15 protein-coding genes are annotated in these 16,846 nt (G+C 60.8%); 11 read left to right on the top strand and 4 right to left on the bottom strand.

Annotated features, from left to right (window positions below; all coding sequences use genetic code 11):
- Positions 1 to 324: 324 nt before the first annotated feature.
- The 10 genes from DAD186_RS00450 to DAD186_RS00405 all read left to right on the top strand — a co-directional run bounded on the left by DAD186_RS00450 (position 325) and on the right by DAD186_RS00405 (position 9,620).
- Positions 325 to 660, top strand: coding sequence for a hypothetical protein (locus DAD186_RS00450; RefSeq protein ID WP_065248638.1), 336 nt, complete (start codon positions 325 to 327; stop codon positions 658 to 660).
- A gap of 48 nt (positions 661 to 708) precedes the next feature.
- Positions 709 to 1,017, top strand: coding sequence for a pore-forming ESAT-6 family protein (locus DAD186_RS00445; protein WP_065247043.1), 309 nt, complete (start codon positions 709 to 711; stop codon positions 1,015 to 1,017).
- Positions 1,018 to 1,266: 249 nt separating this feature from the next.
- Positions 1,267 to 1,689, top strand: a complete 423-nt coding sequence (locus DAD186_RS00440; RefSeq protein WP_065247045.1) for a hypothetical protein — start codon at positions 1,267 to 1,269, stop codon at positions 1,687 to 1,689.
- Position 1,690: 1 nt separating this feature from the next.
- Positions 1,691 to 3,538 carry a hypothetical protein gene (locus DAD186_RS11015; RefSeq protein ID WP_157457052.1) on the top strand — a complete coding sequence of 616 codons (1,848 nt, stop codon included), beginning with the start codon at positions 1,691 to 1,693 and terminating at the stop codon, positions 3,536 to 3,538.
- A gap of 557 nt (positions 3,539 to 4,095) precedes the next feature.
- Positions 4,096 to 4,431 carry a hypothetical protein gene (locus DAD186_RS00430; RefSeq protein ID WP_065248638.1) on the top strand — a complete coding sequence of 112 codons (336 nt, stop codon included), beginning with the start codon at positions 4,096 to 4,098 and terminating at the stop codon, positions 4,429 to 4,431.
- 48 nt (positions 4,432 to 4,479) lie between these two features.
- A complete protein-coding gene (locus DAD186_RS00425; protein ID WP_065247043.1) occupies positions 4,480 to 4,788 on the top strand; it encodes a pore-forming ESAT-6 family protein in 309 nt (102 codons plus the stop codon).
- Positions 4,789 to 4,873: 85 nt separating this feature from the next.
- Complete coding sequence (locus tag DAD186_RS00420) at positions 4,874 to 5,224, top strand: DUF6507 family protein (protein WP_065247042.1); 351 nt, start codon at positions 4,874 to 4,876, stop codon at positions 5,222 to 5,224.
- Positions 5,214 to 8,735 (top strand): TrbL/VirB6 family protein, encoded by a 3,522-nt coding sequence (locus DAD186_RS00415; RefSeq protein ID WP_065247041.1) that lies wholly within the window; start codon positions 5,214 to 5,216, stop codon positions 8,733 to 8,735. Before DAD186_RS00420 ends, DAD186_RS00415 begins: the two co-directional genes overlap by 11 nt.
- 46 nt (positions 8,736 to 8,781) lie before the next feature.
- Complete coding sequence (locus DAD186_RS00410; RefSeq protein ID WP_065247040.1) at positions 8,782 to 9,177, top strand: hypothetical protein; 396 nt, start codon at positions 8,782 to 8,784, stop codon at positions 9,175 to 9,177.
- Between the two features lie 14 nt (positions 9,178 to 9,191).
- Positions 9,192 to 9,620 (top strand): hypothetical protein, encoded by a 429-nt coding sequence (locus DAD186_RS00405; RefSeq protein WP_157457051.1) that lies wholly within the window; start codon positions 9,192 to 9,194, stop codon positions 9,618 to 9,620.
- Positions 9,621 to 9,776: 156 nt separating this feature from the next.
- Here the strand turns inward: DAD186_RS00405 and DAD186_RS00400 are convergent, their stop codons facing one another.
- Positions 9,777 to 11,591 carry an alpha-glucosidase gene (locus DAD186_RS00400; protein WP_065247038.1) on the bottom strand — a complete coding sequence of 605 codons (1,815 nt, stop codon included), beginning with the start codon at positions 11,589 to 11,591 and terminating at the stop codon, positions 9,777 to 9,779.
- Positions 11,592 to 11,851: 260 nt separating this feature from the next.
- Between DAD186_RS00400 and DAD186_RS00395 the strand changes: the two genes are divergently transcribed.
- The gene (locus DAD186_RS00395) at positions 11,852 to 13,555 is read left to right on the top strand and encodes a dihydroxyacetone kinase subunit DhaK (protein WP_065247037.1); all 1,704 of its coding nucleotides are present in this window, start codon (positions 11,852 to 11,854) and stop codon (positions 13,553 to 13,555) included.
- 139 nt (positions 13,556 to 13,694) lie between these two features.
- Here the strand turns inward: DAD186_RS00395 and DAD186_RS00390 are convergent, their stop codons facing one another.
- Genes DAD186_RS00390 through DAD186_RS00380 form a run of 3 tightly spaced genes read right to left on the bottom strand, consistent with a single transcriptional unit; the run spans position 13,695 to position 16,800 of the window.
- Positions 13,695 to 14,624, bottom strand: a complete 930-nt coding sequence (locus tag DAD186_RS00390) for a carbohydrate ABC transporter permease (RefSeq protein ID WP_082990999.1) — start codon at positions 14,622 to 14,624, stop codon at positions 13,695 to 13,697.
- A gap of 1 nt (position 14,625) precedes the next feature.
- Positions 14,626 to 15,537 (bottom strand): carbohydrate ABC transporter permease, encoded by a 912-nt coding sequence (locus DAD186_RS00385; RefSeq protein ID WP_065247036.1) that lies wholly within the window; start codon positions 15,535 to 15,537, stop codon positions 14,626 to 14,628.
- A 12-nt stretch (positions 15,538 to 15,549) separates the two neighbouring features.
- Positions 15,550 to 16,800 carry an ABC transporter substrate-binding protein gene (locus DAD186_RS00380; protein ID WP_065247035.1) on the bottom strand — a complete coding sequence of 417 codons (1,251 nt, stop codon included), beginning with the start codon at positions 16,798 to 16,800 and terminating at the stop codon, positions 15,550 to 15,552.
- Positions 16,801 to 16,846: the final 46 nt, after the last annotated feature.

Below are 16,846 nucleotides of genomic sequence, written 5' to 3'. Positions count from 1 at the left end.
ATGTAGAAGTGACCTACATGTACTCCTCACGCCAAAAATCTGCGCGCCCACTTACGTTTCAGGACCATTACCAGTCACCGAGCACCCGCAGCCGCTTCGAGCAACTCGTTCGAGGACCGATCCTCACGGGACAAATTAACATCGCGGAAACAGCAAGGAAACATTTGGAAGATCACGGTGCGATAACGAGGCGCTCGTGGTTGTCTGTAATGGTCAGATAACGGGACGTGTGTCCCGGACAGCACAAGGGGAAGCGTGGGAACCGCACGCGCTCTGACGCCGTGGTTCACACTCCTCACAACACTTTTGCAAGGGAGTGCACTCATGAAGTTCGATATGGGCAACCAGACCCTCTCCACCCTCACCACCAACACCTCCGGCGCTAACGACGACCTCGGCTCGCTCGTCAAGCAGCTCGTTGCCTCGGTGGAGCCCCTCGAAGGCAAGTTCAACGGCGCCGGCCGCGCCGCCTTCGACCAGTTCAAGGCCCGCACCGACGAAATCAGCCACGACCTCAACGTCTCCCTCGGCCGCATCCTCGAAGGCCAGGGCGGCATGGACACCGCCTTCCAGACCGGCGACCAGGAGTCGATGGACAACGCCACCTCCGCACAGGGCTCGGCCAACTTCGACGGCGCACGCTTCTCCGGCCAGAGCTGAACCCACACACCACAAAAGCCACCACACACGCTTTAGAGAGGACACCTCATGCCCACCACCGACCGCATCTCGTTCGACACCGGCGTTTCCCAGTCCGTCCAGGGCGACCTCGCCGGCATCATCGGCCGCCTCGAAGGCCTCATCTCCATGCGCGACCAGCAGGTCAACGCCGCCATGAGCGACTTCCAGGCCGACGGCGTCTCCGAAGAATACCGCCACGTCGAACAGCGCTGGCACCGCGCCTCCAACGAGGTCCGCGGCATCATCGACCTCGTCAAAACCACCATGAGCAAAAACGACGAAACCGCCACCAGCGCCCAACAACGCGCCGCCAGCGCCGTCGCCAACATCGGCTAACACCCACACCACACAAACGGCCCGGCCACCAACACAGGCGGCCGGGCCCCACCCCCTCCCTAATACAGGGCAAGCCCCAGCGCCAAGCCTCTGTCTCAAAACAACACCAGCCATACAGCCAGCCGACGCCTCCAAGCACATGGGCGAATTCGTGCATCAAAGGAACGAACATTGCAATTCGACATCAATCCCGACGAAGTTTGGGCAAAATCTCTTGAAGCTCACTCGTAACTTGATGGTCTCAACGCCATGGTCGACCTCGCCAACGACAGCTTGGGGGACGCCAGCAGCACCCTCCAGCACAGCCCTCTAAGTTCGACCGCCGCTCAGAAGTGTCTCGAATTTTTCATTCTGCACGACATTGAGTATTGCCAGGGACTTTCGCGCAAGAACGTTGAATCCGTTAAGGAAGCTGTCGACAAGTACGTCTATGGCGATGGACTCATCGCTGAATTCAACAGTGCCGGTGAAGCTTCAATTCACACGCCTGACGCGCCCGGGTCCGGGAACCGAAACCCCAATGTTGTTCACTCGGCCGACGAGATTGCTCGGCTCGATGCGGCTAAACGACAGCAAGGTAGCCTCTGCACGCCTGATAACCCAACCGGGAAAGGCATCGTTACCAAAAATGTTCCTGACCTTGACCCAATGACGACCCCCTTGGGAGACTGAAATGATTTCTGCCGCTGACCTACCAGAATTGGACGATCCAACCCGCGTGTCAGCCCTTGCCGAAAATTTCGGTGCATTGGGGGAGGGCACCAATACCATCATCAGCGAGGCTGACGCCTCTTGGACCTCTATAGCAAGTTCGTATAAGGCACCCGAAAGTACGGACGTCCAACGAGTTTTCCGAACTCCATCAGAGGTCTCACAGAATCTTGCATCGAAGACCAAGGAACTCCAGGGTCACCTCGAGGACTACTCGCAGAAGCTCAGCGAGTTTGAGAAAGAGAAGAAGAAGCTCGAATCCGACATTGCCGAAGTGGAACAGCTTTACGCTGACGCGAAGGCGATGGACGAATATGTAGAGGAACCCGATCCGAGCAATCCCGGTGAGACCCGACGGGAGGAGAACCCGGAGCGCGCGAAAGCTATGGAAGAAGCGCGATCACGGGAGGACGAGGTTGCCGCAGCGATCGCGGACTTCAAGAGGCGTGTTCAACAGGCGGATGCTTCACTTTCCCAACAGCTTCTTGTTGGGACTTTTGGAAAGCATACGGGCGAAACAGCCTTGTCTAACTTCTTGAATGGCTCGTTGGTGATGGGCGCCCTCGAAGGCGCTATTGACCTTCCAAAGATCATGCTCCTTACCTTGAAAGTCAACGCCGTCAACGTCTGGAAGCATCGCGACAATCTTTGGTCCTATTTTATGGACAACAAACTTCAGGCTCTCGGACATTTAGCACCCAGCCAATTCGGCGCAATTGCTATATTTGGAAACTTTTTGCGCAAGAACTCCGACGACAATACCTACTTGGGGGGAGCACGATGGTTTCATCAAAACGCCAGGGATCTAGCTTTGTATGGCGCGATGCCATCGATCGCAACGCACGGTATAGCCTGGGTAGGAGGCGGTGCCGTTTCCGTCGCACACGACCCAGCCAAAGAAATCGGGAAGCTCGTCCCGACAATTTTCCTAGGCGGCGCGAGCGTGGAGCTGAAGGCAACAGGTGTTACCGCTAAAGAATTCAAAGGCGTCGGTTCCAAGAGCATCAAGCAAGGCCTCAAGGACGCTTCTGCCAAACCTTTCAAAGACGTCCCACGCGAAGCATTTAACCACGGCATTTATGGTTCCCTCAAAGAACATTTCTCCGAAGATGCAGCTGGTAGAGGGACCGCTTCCTCGCCTGCCCCATCGGCACCTCAACCCGCCCCTACACCGCATTCACCCGTGCCTACACCAGCACCCGCACCAAGCCCTCAGCACGCCCCGGTTCCAACACCTCATGTAGAACCGGCACCTCCGTCGCTAAGCCCGCAGCCGTCGCCCGGCCCACAAGCAGCACCGGCTCCGCAGCCAATTCCTGCACCAGCACCGACACCCGTCGACGATGCACCAGTGCTAGCTCCGGTTCCAGCACCCGCTCCAAAACCGGCACCGGGCCCGGCACCAGTGTTTGATGATCCCGCACCGAGCCCACACCCAGCTCCAGCCCCTTCACCGGCTCCACACCCAGTCCCGGCGCCTGTACCAGCCTCCGCGCCAGACGCACCGGCACCTTCTCTCTCCCGGAAGTCCGGGGCTCCGTTGCCCCTTGGCAACGCTCTCCGTCGCGAGTTCTTCACGCTCAAGGACCAGGCCGTTCAGGATCTATCATCAGCAACCGGAATCGACGCTGCTTTGATCCAAGAGGTTTTCGACAATGCCGGTCACACATCACCCGAACAAGCCTCACACATGATTGATCAGGCCCTTTCTTCGATACCGGATCGCGCTGAGTGCCTGCACGTTCAGAACTTCTCGGGCGACCTCAACTCAAGCGATCTAACAGCACCCAGGGCTAATGCCGACAACTAAATAAGCAGTGCAAGAGAATCTCTCCTTCGTTCTCTCGCGGCCCCGTAGGGCACTTCGCGATTCGATCGCGATGCTCGAACTGGGCCGCGCGCGCTTTAAGGAATCCGCATCCCCATTATGCGCAGCCGCCGTTCGCAAAACTACGGCAGTCAACAATTGAGTCAAACCTTTTCGTGTCCCTCTGTCAGCGGTCACACAACGAGGCGACCTATGCAAGAGCGCCTGTGCGAGCCGTTTGCGGCGCACTTTAACGGCATCGAGAAGCTGGTCGTCATAGGTGTACACGCAGTTCAAACCCCCTGCTGAGCGTGGTGGCAGTAATATACGAATGCCATTGTGCACACATTCGCTGACAACGGCCACTTGCGTGAACATCACGGAAACATAACGGAAACTTTAGAAAGACTCCGAACAGATCCCGTGACGGTTGTGTTTTTCTATAACGGTCAGATAACGGGACGTGTGTCCCGGACAGCACAAGGGGAAGCGTGGGAACCGCACGCGCTCTGACGCCGTGGTTCACACTCCTCACAACACTTTTGCAAGGGAGTGCACTCATGAAGTTCGATATGGGCAACCAGACCCTCTCCACCCTCACCACCAACACCTCCGGCGCTAACGACGACCTCGGCTCGCTCGTCAAGCAGCTCGTTGCCTCGGTGGAGCCCCTCGAAGGCAAGTTCAACGGCGCCGGCCGCGCCGCCTTCGACCAGTTCAAGGCCCGCACCGACGAAATCAGCCACGACCTCAACGTCTCCCTCGGCCGCATCCTCGAAGGCCAGGGCGGCATGGACACCGCCTTCCAGACCGGCGACCAGGAGTCGATGGACAACGCCACCTCCGCACAGGGCTCGGCCAACTTCGACGGCGCACGCTTCTCCGGCCAGAGCTGAACCCACACACCACAAAAGCCACCACACACGCTTTAGAGAGGACACCTCATGCCCACCACCGACCGCATCTCGTTCGACACCGGCGTTTCCCAGTCCGTCCAGGGCGACCTCGCCGGCATCATCGGCCGCCTCGAAGGCCTCATCTCCATGCGCGACCAGCAGGTCAACGCCGCCATGAGCGACTTCCAGGCCGACGGCGTCTCCGAAGAATACCGCCACGTCGAACAGCGCTGGCACCGCGCCTCCAACGAGGTCCGCGGCATCATCGACCTCGTCAAAACCACCATGAGCAAAAACGACGAAACCGCCACCAGCGCCCAACAACGCGCCGCCAGCGCCGTCGCCAACATCGGCTAACACCCACACCACACAAACGGCCCGGCCACCAACACAGGCGGCCGGGCCCCTCTACGAGCACTTGAGTTTGAGGGGGACACTCTCCATGCACTACGACATTGATCCGGAAGCTTCGGGGCACATTATCGAAAGTGCCGTAAGTATCGTCGAAGATCTCTCCATCGCCGTCGATGAAACTAACTCCGCGATTTCGACAACCGGAAGCGCCCTTCAGCACAGCCCCGCGAGTCAACCCGCGATGATGTCCTTCCTTCAGGACATCGTCATGATTAGCGTCAAATCGTCGCAGGGCCAGGCCTTCAACACGATTAACTGTACGATTGACGCCCTCACCTCGTACCTCGAGGGCGATGCCACCATGAGCTCTAACGCCAGCAGCGCCGATGCAAGCATCGGGGCCACCGACATGCCAGGAGTGTCCACCAATGGATCTTGAACTGCCCGAAATTGACAGCCCGGGCGCTGTTACCGGCCTCGCATCCGAAATCCAATCGATAGGCTCGCGCACCTTCGACCTCGTTTCGTCTGCACAGGAAACGTGGTACGGACTGTCCGGAACCTACAAGGCCCCGGAGGCCGAAACCGTCTACAACGGTATGCGTCAGCCGCTCAAATCTGCCTCCTTGCTCCAAGAGAGCACCAACGAGGTCAAAGCAGCACTCCATGAATACGCGGCAAAGCTCGTAGAGTTCCATGAACGCAAGGCGCGACTCCAGCTCGAGATCATGGCCGCTGAATTAGCTATGGCTGCGGCACTCATGATGCCGAAAACAAAGACAGAGACGAATGCGGACGGCGAGGAAGAAGAAGTACCGAACGACGAACGCGACGACGCAATCGCCGAAGCCGAAGCTGAACTTTCGCGTCTCGAAGACGAAGTGAAGAAGCTGCGCGAGGACATGAAGAAAGCTGACGAGGCTCTTGCAGGGACTCTCGGCGGCGGTAATGCGGGCAATGCCGACGAATCGGACGGCAAGCACGAAGGCAATGTGGCCGAACGGTTCCTGCGTGGACTTGGCGATTCGGTCAAAGAGACGCTCACGGCCGTCGTGGACCTTGGAAAGCTTGTGTTAAAGGGGACAAAGTCTCTCTGGGATAATCGCGAAGAACTCATGGAGGCTGCAAGAGGCCTCGACGATTTCGTCAAGAACGGCGGAATCGGGCGCATGAAGGACGCGGCTGCGAACGCCATCAAGAATTTCAGCCCGAAAGACGCCGCCGTCACCGTCGCTAAAGGGACGAAGAACTTCGTGGTCAACGAGGTCGATAAGTTCAAGGAGGACCCGGCTTACTACCTGGGCCACGCAGCGCCAGACCTCGTCATGACGGTCGCGAGCGGCGGCACTGGCGGCGCAATTAAGGCCGGCGTCACCGCCGGTGCCAAGGCTGCCGTGGGGACCGCTGCTAAGGGGGGCGTGAAGGCAGCGGCAGGCACTGCGATCAAGGGCGCCGCTGGCTCGGGTGCTAAGGCCGCAACCCAAGGGGCGGTCAAGGCCGGAGCACTCTCCACGATCAAGGGTGCCGCCAAGGGCGGTATGCATAAGGCCGCAGGAACGATCGGCACCGGTGCGGTTGCTCGCGGTGGAGTGAAAGCCGCCGGCAGCAAAATTGGCGGCACCACCGCACGCGCAGGCGCCGGTAGCGTCACCCACCACGCGGACGATGTTGCGAGAGCTAGTGTCAAGCAAGCTGGTGGAAAATTCGACAACTTCGCACGTACAGGCGCGCCACAAGCCAGTTCTCACACCGGGGCTGCCGCCAAGGTCGCGGGGACGAACGCCAACCACATGGCAGTTGAGGCAGGCAAGAGTGCCGCGCCCATTCGATCGGGAGCCGCCGCATCGATTGAACACCGCGCTGCAGGCAAGATCGTCGATTCCGCCGACAACGTCGCAAAACCCCGTGGCTTCAACATGAAGGATGCCCATCCCGAACCACACCGTTCCGGTCTCGGAGCGTCTGCGTCACCAGCCGACGATGCCCTTCAGGACGCGTCCCACCACCTCGACGATGCTCCGAAGTCCACTGCCTCAATCGGGAAAACGGGTAGCGTCGAAGCCGGAGGGCCCCTCGGGGAGCGCACCAGTGCCGGCCGAAGCATGAACGAGGCAGACGAGCTCACGCCAAATCGCAAGGCCAGCTCAGGCGACACTGATCTCACGAAGGAGCCAGAACCTCAATCCACCACCAAAGATGCGTCGCAGGGGGCGGCCTCGGCGCATCACATAGATCAGGCTGATTCTCCCACCGCCAAGGTGGTCGACAAAGCCGACGACACCCGCGCAACCGCCGTCGCCGAAAGGACCGGTGTCGACGAGGCACTCGACAACACCGATGACTTCGCCAAACGAGGCAAGGGCGACGGTGCCGAGCTCGAGGTCTCGGATGTCTCGAAGGCCGATAAGCCTGAAGCATCCGCACCTGCCACCAAAGAGGCCGCTGAAACTTCGACCGATCACGCTGACGACGCAGTGAAGGGCGGCAAGGAGGGTAAGGAAAGCGCGGTAATTCATGCCGACGATGTCGCTGAGAAGGGGAAGTCCACCCCTGACGCTGAGGACGTCAAGACAGCTAAGGATTACGATCGTTCCGATGATTCGCGTGGCGACAGCCACCGTGAAGAGCCAGCAGGCACTGCAATCCGCGAGGCTGGTGAACACACCGATGAGGCTTCGCGGGCTAAGAGTGCCGGCGACGGTAAGCATCCCGAATTCGCAGATGGGCGAAATGCTGCCGGAATCGAACTCAACGAGGAACAGTTGCGACGCGAAAGGGCTGAGTTTCTCAAGCCACACGAGGACGGCCCCTTAGGTGAAACGCGCGACACGATCGACACTGCACACAAGCCAGTCGATGACTCGCACTTCTCACAGCACCATCATGCGGACGCAGCCGACGTGAACCATAAGCCGAATGTTTCAGCCGACGAATTCTATGAGAAGACCGGACGTGAGACTCTCATTGAGGACGCGCGGGCAAAAGGCGACTTGGATCGAGTAGCCGAGCTTGAGAAGCTCGACGCCAACGATATTCGTGCCGAGTACCACCAACTCAAGTTCGATGAGTATGTGGAACGACAAAGGATGTCGGGTGAAGAGTTCGACTTCGAGAACAATCTCAAGAAGAGGCCCGAAGACGAGTGGCGAGGCGCCAACATTGAGTACTCCGTCAATGAGGGCTCCTACGTCAAAGATAACAACAGCTTGCTGCCGGAATCGCTGCCTGACAAGGTCGAAAGGAAGAAGGGCGAGGCACCGAAGCCGCAAATCAGCGTGGTTGATTATGTCAACGAGAACATGCGCGAAGTCACGGTACAGGTCGGTCGCAATAAGATTGCTTATCGCCAGTACCCAAACTACATCGAGTCCGAAGCAGTGATCTTCGACAAGTTCACCACAGTGAAACGAGTCGACGGCACTCAGGCCAACAAAGCACTCTTGGAGGCCGGCTCATTCCAGATGGATCCCGACGACCCGACAAAGAAGCTCATGCAAACCAACAGGCCAGATATGCCCGTTGACGAAAAGGGCCACCTGATCGCCCACATGTTCGCACCGAACTTGGGGTCCGGTAACTATCTGGCCCAGCACAATGTCGTAAATCATGAAACTATCTACAACATGGAGATGATCCAAAGTGACGCAATCATGAAACAAGATAGCTTCACTCACTTCTCCACGCGAGCAACGCTGGATTCGAACGGACGACCAACGGCTTACCATGCGATTGCGGATATTTATGACCGAGAAACCGGTAAGCAGTGGTTGCGTATCGACGGCGCCGTTCACAATGATAAGCACGATTACTTCCATCGTGAGCCCAAAAAGACGCAAGTCAATACCTACGGTCGGGATTTCTCCGCGAAAGCTCTCAGCGAAGTCAAGGCCAATGCCCTTGATTCTGGTTCGGTCCCAAGGGTCCACTTCGATCAAGTCAACCAGCACTAGCCGGTGTCTTCAGGCCAGATCTTTCAGCGCAAATTAGGATAGGAATATGACTGCTATCAGCGCACCGTGGGCAGGAAGCCCCATTGAGCGATACGAGTACTGTGTCCGCAAGGGCCTCGAGAATATTGAACGTCTTGAAGCGTTGACCTCCTTTCTGGTGCATACCAAGGCTGGACAGCTCTTCGACACTTCGCTCGCGAAGTTTGAGGGCGAGGATCCCTTCACGGTCAACTTGGCCTTCGCCAAGGACCAAAAGAAGCTCCTCCTCGAGCTGTTCTTTGAGAAGCAGGTGTACAAGGACCGTGCTGCAACCCTCGTGACTCGTTTCGATCGCCTCGCCGATGAGTTCACCTACACCTACGTAGATAACTTCGGTGGCGACGAAGAGCCCGTGAGCGCTCGCGAACTTCTCGTTCTTGCAGAGGGGCTGAACAAGCAATGACTCAAGACAACTCCGTGAACAGCAACAGCGGCTCCGCTGCTGAGCAGGAGGCCCTTCGTGCACTCGCAGCGGCGGTGCAGCCTGAAGTCCACGACTTCCCCAATGACTGGGATGCCTTCAGCGTCATCTTCACCGTCGCCGCGGGTATTGATGGCCTCACGCTTCAGCAGGTTGATCCGGTCTTTTACGTGAAGTCCGGTGCCTTTGCACCGAGCGTCTTTTCGAGGTTCGCACTCGAGGAACCTGCCGTCAATTACGTGCAGGCGCGCGCGAATGGTCGCCCGTTTGAAATGGCCGTAGCGTTCTTCACCTACGACAAGGATTCAAAGGGCATCGAGACTCGCGTGTTCTGGGACAACGAGGCGGTAACGTTCCTCGTGAATCCCGACTCGTGGGCGAGCGTGGCACAGGCTGCGAATCCTTACCGCGAGAAGAAGGCCTAAAGCCCAAGGCGCGCTCCTGAGCGCACCCGAAGCACAACCCAAAGGGTCAAAACAGCAGAGCCTTTAGGGCAAGAAGAGCCCTCAGGGCAAGAAAAGGGGGGCGCCCGACGGATCATTTCCGCCGGGCGCCTCCCCTATGCATCAACAGTGACGAGCTCACGCCTTGAGCAGCGCGAACTCCCATCCACCGAGCTTCTGCTCGCCGGAGCGCTCGCCTTCGGCGACGTTCGACAACACAACCTCGGCGCCCTCGGGCCACACGTCGGAACTAAGCTCAACGGCCTCGCGCGAGAAATTGGCAACGGCGATGAGCGAGGAGGCGTCGGCCCCCTCCCCCGCCGCGGACCTGCGCACGGCCCAGACACGCGACGGACCGGACTGCCCGGGCAGCCCCTCCCCCATGCTTTCGACCGGGCCGAGCAGCTCGAAGCCGCCCGAAACAAGGAGCGGCTCGCTCTTGCGTAGCGCGATGAGGGCGCGGTAGAACTCGAAAACCGAGCCTTCGACCCCAACCTGGTCGGCGGCATTCACGCCCTCGGCTGCGGAGGGGTTCACAGCGATCCACGGTTTACCCTCGCCGAAGCCGGCACCCGAATCGACCACGCCGGTCCACGGCATGGGGGTGCGGGCGTTGTCGCGGTTCATGTCGCTGATGCCGGGAAGGAGCTCGCCGAAGCTGCCGTGACCGAACTGCTCCGATTCGCGCACGTAGTTGAGCACCTCGATGTCGCGGAACTGCTCGAGGCGCTCCCACGGGAAGTTCACCTGGCCGAGTTCCTGGCCCTGGTACACGTACGGGGTGCCGCGGTGCGCGTGGAGCATGCCCGCGAGCGCCTTCGCGCTGCGCACACGCCACGCGGGGTCGTCGTCGCCCCAGCGGGACACCGAGCGGGGCTGATCGTGGTTTTCGAAGTAGAGGGAGTTCCAGCCGCCTTCTTCGGCAACTTCGCGATCCCAGCGGGCGAGGTTGCCGGCGAGTTCGTGAAGGGGCAGCGGGCGCGACGGGTTGAACTTGTGCCCTTCGTGCTCGAGGCCAACGTGTTCGAACTGGAACACCATCTCGAGTTCGCCGCGTTCCGGGTTGGAGGTGAGGAGCGCATCCTGAGCGGTGATGCCGGGGGTTTCGCCAACGTTGACGAAGGTCTTCGGGTATTTTGCGAAGACCTCGCGACGCATTTCCTGCATGAATTCGTGGAAGCGCGGGCCGGTCATGACCATTGCGAAGGCGGAGCCGAGGCCGTCCTGCGTGGGCGGGCCGTCGGGGAGGCCTTCGGGCTTCGAGATGAGGTTGATGACGTCCATGCGGAAGCCGTCGACGCCGCGGTCGAGCCACCAGCGCATCATGTCGTACACGGCCTCGCGGACCTCGGGGTTTTCCCAGTTGAGGTCGGGCTGTTTGCGGGAGAACATGTGCAGGTAGAACTGCTCGGTTTCTTCGTCCCACTGCCAGCCGGGGCCGCTGAAGGCGGAGTCCCAGTTGTTGGGTTCGGTGCCGCGTTCGCCGGGCTTCAGGCCCTCCACCTCGCGGGCGTCGCGCCAGATGTACCAGTCGCGCTTGGGGTTTTCGCGCGAGGAGCGGGATTCGAGGAACCATTCGTGCTCGTCGCTCGAGTGGTTGACGACGAGGTCCATGACGAGACGGATTCCGTTCGCGTGGAGCTTTTCGATGAGTTCGTCGAAGTCGCCGAGGGTGCCGAACATGGGTTCGATGTCGCGGTAGTTGGCGATGTCGTAGCCGTTGTCGTCTTGCGGCGAGGGGTAGATCGGCGAGAGCCACACGGTTTGGATGCCGAGTGCGGCGAGGTGGTCAACATGGTTGATGATGCCGCGGAGGTCGCCGATGCCGTCGCCGTTCGCGTCAGCGAAAGAGCGCGGGTAGATCTGGTAGACGACGCCGTTTTTCCACCAGTCGGGTTGGTCGGCGCCGGGGGCGTGGGCGAGCGGGGGCATGGGGCGAAGATTGTCGTTCATGTCTCCACGGTAGTCGAGATTTTTTCTCCACGAAAGAAAGCCTGCGGGGAAAGCTGGAGTTTTTGGTGCGGTTGTGTCGGTGGAGTTTCCGGCTGGGCTTCCGGTGGGGTTTTCGGTCCGACGCTTGCCGCGCCCAAGCGCGCCTCCGCTCCTCACGGTGAGCCCTCGCGCCAGCTGAGCTCCTCGACGCCATCAGCAGCGACCAATCGCCGATTGTTACCGTGAGAGCACCAGCGCACATCAACCACAGGAGGTTTCCCGTGCCGGCGTTTTACTCAGATTCTGCGTCCCCATCGTTCTACGCGCTGACCGCGATTGCTGCAGCGGCAGGTGACACCGTCACCCTTTCGCGCGACCCGTACTTCGTGAGCGCGGCGAACCCCGCTCCGGAGCGCACCGTTGCGCTCGTGAGCGGCGGCGGCGCAGGCCACGAGCCCATGCACGCGGGATTCGTGGGGCGCGGAGGCCTCGATGCGGCGGTGCCGGGCGAAGTGTTCACCTCCCCGCATTCGCGCCAGATTTTCGAGGCGAGCCGCGCCGTGGCGAAGAGCGGCGGCGTGCTCCACATCGTCAAGAACTACACGGGCGATTGCATCAACTTCAATATCGCGGCGGAGCGTCTTTCGGCCGAAGGGATCGAGAGCGCGCAGGTCCTCGTCGATGATGACCTCGGTACCGATTCGGGTGCCGTGGGCCGTCGCGGCATTGCCGGCACGACCCTCGTGGAGAAGGTTCTTGGCGCTGCCGCCGATCAGGGCCTTGGCCTCGCGGAACTCAAGGAGCTCGGTGACGCGCTCGTCGCCGCCACGCGTTCGCTCTCGGTCGCGCGCCGCGCCCACACCTCCCCCGGCGCCGATCACCTCGCGTTCGATGTCGAGGAAGGCACGCTCGAATACGGCGTGGGCATCCACGGGGAAAGCGCGAAGGAAACAATCGCGCAGCCGACGCTTGAAGAGCTCACGCAGCGCATGATTTCCGAGTTGCGCGAGGCCCTCGCCGAGAAGCTCGAGGCGAGCGCGGGCGCGCTGCTCTTCGTCAACGGCCTTGGCGGCCTCGCCCCGCTCGAACTGCTGCACATCCAAACCGCGGCGCACGAAGCCCTCGCGGATGCGGGTGTCAACGTGCGCGTCGCGTTCTCGGGCAACTACACGACGGCGCTCGACATGGCCGGGTTCTCGATCACGCTCACGGCGCTCGAAGAGGAGTGGCTCGAGTACGTGTGTGCTCCGCATGAGACGGCCGCACTGCCCACGCCGCGCCTCGTGCCGGAAGGCTTCGACGTGCACGCGGGCCGCGAGGCCGAAAACGGGGGCGAAGACGCTGCTGAAGATGAAGCTTCGGCTGAGGCGAAGCAGGCGTCGGACTGGCTTTCGATGTTCGTGGAAACGTTCGAGAGTTCCCGCGCGGCGCTCGATGAGATCGACCAGAAGGCCGGCGATGGCGACGTGGGCACGAATCTCGCGAACGCGGCGAAGGCGACTCTCACGCGCGCGAGTGGGAAAGATGCGGATCTTGCGGCCGACCTCAATTCGATTGCGGAGGGCTTCCTCAACGACACGGGCGGCTCTTCCGGTCCGCTGTTTGGCCTCGCCTTCCAGGAGATCGCGGCGGCGGCGAAGAACGGCACCTCACTTGTGGAGGGCGTGAAGGAGGCCCGCGCGGCGGTCACGCGCGTGGGTGGCGCCGAGCCGGGCGACCGCACGATCGTGGATGTGCTCGAGGCTGTTGCAACGTCGGGAGCTGAGAAGCTGGATGCCGCGGCGATCGGCGCCGCCATCGACGGTGCGGAGTCCACGAAGGAGATGTCGAGCGGTCGCGGGCGTTCGAGCTACCTCGGCGATCGCGTGCTCGGCACGCCTGACCCGGGCGCACTCGGCATGGCGCTCGCGCTCGCGCTCGTCGCAGAAGCGGCGGGTGCCGATGTGAAGGCCGAACGCGAGAGGCTCGCCTCCCTCATCGGCTAGGCGCGCGGCACGACGGCGCGGCACGGCGGTCAAGCCGTTCCACTTCATCAAGAAAGTCGCTCCCTGCCCGCATGGCGCGGGTGGGGAGCGACTTTTTCTTCATCGAGAGCAACGCGCACCTGGCATGCGTGCGCCCGATCTACTTGGTCGAGCCTCGCATGACGCCCGAGATGATCCACTTCTGCGCGAAGACGTACACGAGCATCATGGGCGCGATTGCCATGAGGTAGCTCGCGAAGGAAACCGGGTAGTTCGTGTTGAACTGACCCTGGAACACGTACTGCGCGAGCGGCAGCGTCTGCGAGTCGGGGTCGGAGAGGATCACGAGCGGCAGCATGAAGTCGTTCCACGACCACAGGCACGTGAGGATGCCGACCGTCGCGTTCATGGGACCCATGAGCGGGAACACGATCTTCCAGAACACGGTCCACGTCGAGGCGCCTTCGAGGCGTGCGGCCTCTTCGAGTTCCTCCGGCAGTGACTTCAGGAAGCTCACGTAGAGCAGGATGTTCATGGCGAGCCCGTACACGGTGTACAGGAGGATCAGGCCGGCTTCATTGTCGATGCCGAGTGCGGCCGTCTGCTTCACCACGGGCAGCATGATGATCGGGAACGGCACGAAGAGCGCCGCCACGAAGAAGTAGTAGAGGAACTGGAAGCTCTTGCGGTGGAGGTTACGCGCGATCGCGTAGGCCACCATCGAGTTCGTGAGCAGCGTGACGATCACGGCGCCAACCGTGATGATCGCGCTCGTCATGAGGCGTTTCGGGAACTCGGTGAGTCTCCACGCCTCCACGAAGTTGTCGAGGTTCCACTGGTTCGGCAGGCCGAAGCCGCTCTCGGCGAGCTCGGGCGCCGTTTTGAACGCGGTCACCACCGCGAAGTACAGCGGCACGAGGATCGTCAGGGAAAGAACGGCCACGAGGGCGGTCGCCCACCAGTTTGTGCGGTGGAGGCGGTAGCGGCGCTTGCGGTGCGGGGGCTTTCCGACGCTTGCCCCGCCCTTCTCGATGCTTTCGTTCGTGGGTGTTTCTGCGGCACCCGGGGTGGGAATCGACTGGGTACTCATGTCAGTTGACCTCCTTCGACTGGAGGAATCGCAGCTGCGCAAACGACAGCACGATGAGGATGATGAAGTAGATGACGCCGTTCGCCGTCTGGTAGGCGAATTCGCCGCCCTGGAAGCCGTTCTTGAAGATCAAAAATGAGATCGACTGGGTGGCGGTGCCGGGGCCGCCCTCGGTGAGGGCAACGACCTGGTCGAAGACGCCGAGGGAGTTCTTGAAGCTCAACACGACGTTGATCGTGAAGAACGGCATGATGAGCGGGAAGGTGATTTTCCAGAACTGCTTCCACTTGTTCGCGCCGTCGAGCGAAGCGGCCTCGTAGACCTCTTCGGGCACGGTTTGCAGGCCCGAGATGTAGATGAGGGTCGTGAAGGCGACACCCTGCCACACACCCACGAACACGATCGCGAGCCACGCGAGGCTCTCGTTGGCAAGCAGCGAGGAGGAGAGCCATTCCCAGCCGAGCCATTGGCCAATGAGCGGAATGTTGTTCGTGAAGAGGTAGCTGAAGATGTACGAGACGATCAGCACGGGGAGCATGTACGGGAGGAAGAAGATCCCGCGAAAGAGGTTCTTCGCTTTGATTGCCGAGTTCAGCAAGAGCGCGAGAACCATCGCGATGACGTTCGTCGCAAGCGTCGAGGAGATCGCGAAGAGGAACGTGAAGCCGTAGCTTCCCCAGATCACGTCATCCTGGAAAAGGAACTTGTAGTTGTCGAGGCCCACGAAGCGCCAGTCACCGTAGCCCTGGTAGTTCGTGAACGTGTAGAAGATGCCCTGGAGGAGCGGCCACACGAGCAGGGCCACGAAGATGATGATCGCGGGAATGACCATCCAGATGTGGGCGGGATCGATTCGCTTCTTTTTCGAGCGAAGTACCGGCGCAGAGCCGGATTTTGTGTGCGTTGCAGACACGGTGGCTTCTCCTTACGCCGTCGCGGCCATGCGTTTTGCGACCTTGTCCCACTGCGTGTCGAGCGTCTTAATGAACGCGTCGATGTCGTGGTCGATCAGGAACTGCTGCATGTAGTTGTTGAGGTTGACTCCCTGCGGGAAGTTGTGGTCGGAGTACGTGGCGATGAGGTCGTTCGCGAAGTAGTCCTGAAGTCCCTGGAGGGCCGGGTCGTCGGTCTCGGTGTCCTTGAGGGTCGGGAAGGCCACCTGTTCCTTGCAGTAGGCGAGCACGTTTTCTTCCTTCATGAGGTAGCGCATGAAGTCGAGGGCTTCTTCTTCGTGCTCGGGCTCGACGCCCATCGTGAGGGCCACGTCCACGCCGGAAACCACGCGCGTATCAGCCGGGTCGTCGGCGGGGGTCGCGAACGTGCCGAGGTTGATGTCGGGGTTGTAGGAGCGGATCGCGGGGATCGCGTAGGTGCCGTGCACGTAGATCGCGGCTTTGCCTTGGGCGAAGCCCTGGTTGCCGCCGTTGTAGTCGACCTCGTACTTGTTCTTGTTGCCCATCTTGGCGATCTGGTTCATCTTTTCCAGCACGGGGCGGAGGTCTTCGAAGGTCGTCTCGCCGTCGAGGCGCTTCTGGTACCAATCGGCGACGTTCGGCAGGAAGTTGCCGGAGATCGACGAGAACATGGGCGCGCCGGTCCAGTTGTCGCGGAAGCCCCAGTAGAACGGGTCCACGCCGCCCGCGGCGAACTCTTCGGCTGCGGCGATGAGGTCGTCCCAGGTCTTCGGCGGCTCGATGCCGAAGTCGTCGAAGATGTCCTTGTTGTAGATCATGCCGGAGCCGTTGGTGGAGAGCGGCAGGCCGTTGACTTCGCCGTCGGCACCCGCGCCGAGGCTCGGGAGGATCTCGCCCACGGCGTCTTGCACCTTGTCGAGAAGGTCGGTTTTTGCGAAGTCGTAGAACACGCCCGAGCGGGCGATGGAGCCGAAGTTGTAGTCGCCGTTGATCGAGACGATGTCGGGCATGGTGTTCTTCACGAGTCGCACGCGCAGCGCCGTCACGTTGTCGGCCTGGAAGTTTTGCCGCACGCGAATGTTGTTCGATTGCGCGTTGTATTCCTCGCACATCGCGTTGAACAGGTCGATGGCCTCGGACTTGAACTGGAAGTATTCGAGCGAGGTGCCGCCCGAGTTTGAGCCGCCGCATCCCGCGAGCGCGCCGAGGGTCCCGAGACCCGCCATGCCCGCGAGGAAGCCGCGACGGGTGGTGGTCGCCATGGTTTCTCCTTGAGGTGCGTCTTCAATGACCTACTTATTTTCGTTG

This window comes from Dermabacter vaginalis, from assembly GCF_001678905.1.
GTDB lineage: Bacteria > Actinomycetota > Actinomycetes > Actinomycetales > Dermabacteraceae > Dermabacter > Dermabacter vaginalis.
This window is presented reverse-complemented; position numbering and strand designations above follow the sequence as displayed.

Excerpts from the sequence above, each read along its gene's own strand:
- DAD186_RS00400 (WP_065247038.1), bottom strand. The coding sequence starts at position 11,591 with ATGAACGACAATCTTCGCCCCATGCCCCCGCTCGCCCACGCCCCCGGC.
- DAD186_RS00380 (WP_065247035.1), bottom strand. The coding sequence starts at position 16,800 with ATGGCGACCACCACCCGTCGCGGCTTCCTCGCGGGCATGGCGGGTCTC.
- DAD186_RS00425 (WP_065247043.1), top strand. The coding sequence starts at position 4,480 with ATGCCCACCACCGACCGCATCTCGTTCGACACCGGCGTTTCCCAGTCC.
- DAD186_RS00450 (WP_065248638.1), top strand. The coding sequence starts at position 325 with ATGAAGTTCGATATGGGCAACCAGACCCTCTCCACCCTCACCACCAAC.
- DAD186_RS00445 (WP_065247043.1), top strand. The coding sequence starts at position 709 with ATGCCCACCACCGACCGCATCTCGTTCGACACCGGCGTTTCCCAGTCC.
- DAD186_RS00430 (WP_065248638.1), top strand. The coding sequence starts at position 4,096 with ATGAAGTTCGATATGGGCAACCAGACCCTCTCCACCCTCACCACCAAC.
- DAD186_RS00440 (WP_065247045.1), top strand. The coding sequence starts at position 1,267 with ATGGTCGACCTCGCCAACGACAGCTTGGGGGACGCCAGCAGCACCCTC.
- DAD186_RS00410 (WP_065247040.1), top strand. The coding sequence starts at position 8,782 with ATGACTGCTATCAGCGCACCGTGGGCAGGAAGCCCCATTGAGCGATAC.
- DAD186_RS00415 (WP_065247041.1), top strand. The coding sequence starts at position 5,214 with ATGGATCTTGAACTGCCCGAAATTGACAGCCCGGGCGCTGTTACCGGC.
- DAD186_RS11015 (WP_157457052.1), top strand. The coding sequence starts at position 1,691 with ATGATTTCTGCCGCTGACCTACCAGAATTGGACGATCCAACCCGCGTG.
- DAD186_RS00390 (WP_082990999.1), bottom strand. The coding sequence starts at position 14,624 with ATGAGTACCCAGTCGATTCCCACCCCGGGTGCCGCAGAAACACCCACG.
- DAD186_RS00420 (WP_065247042.1), top strand. The coding sequence starts at position 4,874 with ATGCACTACGACATTGATCCGGAAGCTTCGGGGCACATTATCGAAAGT.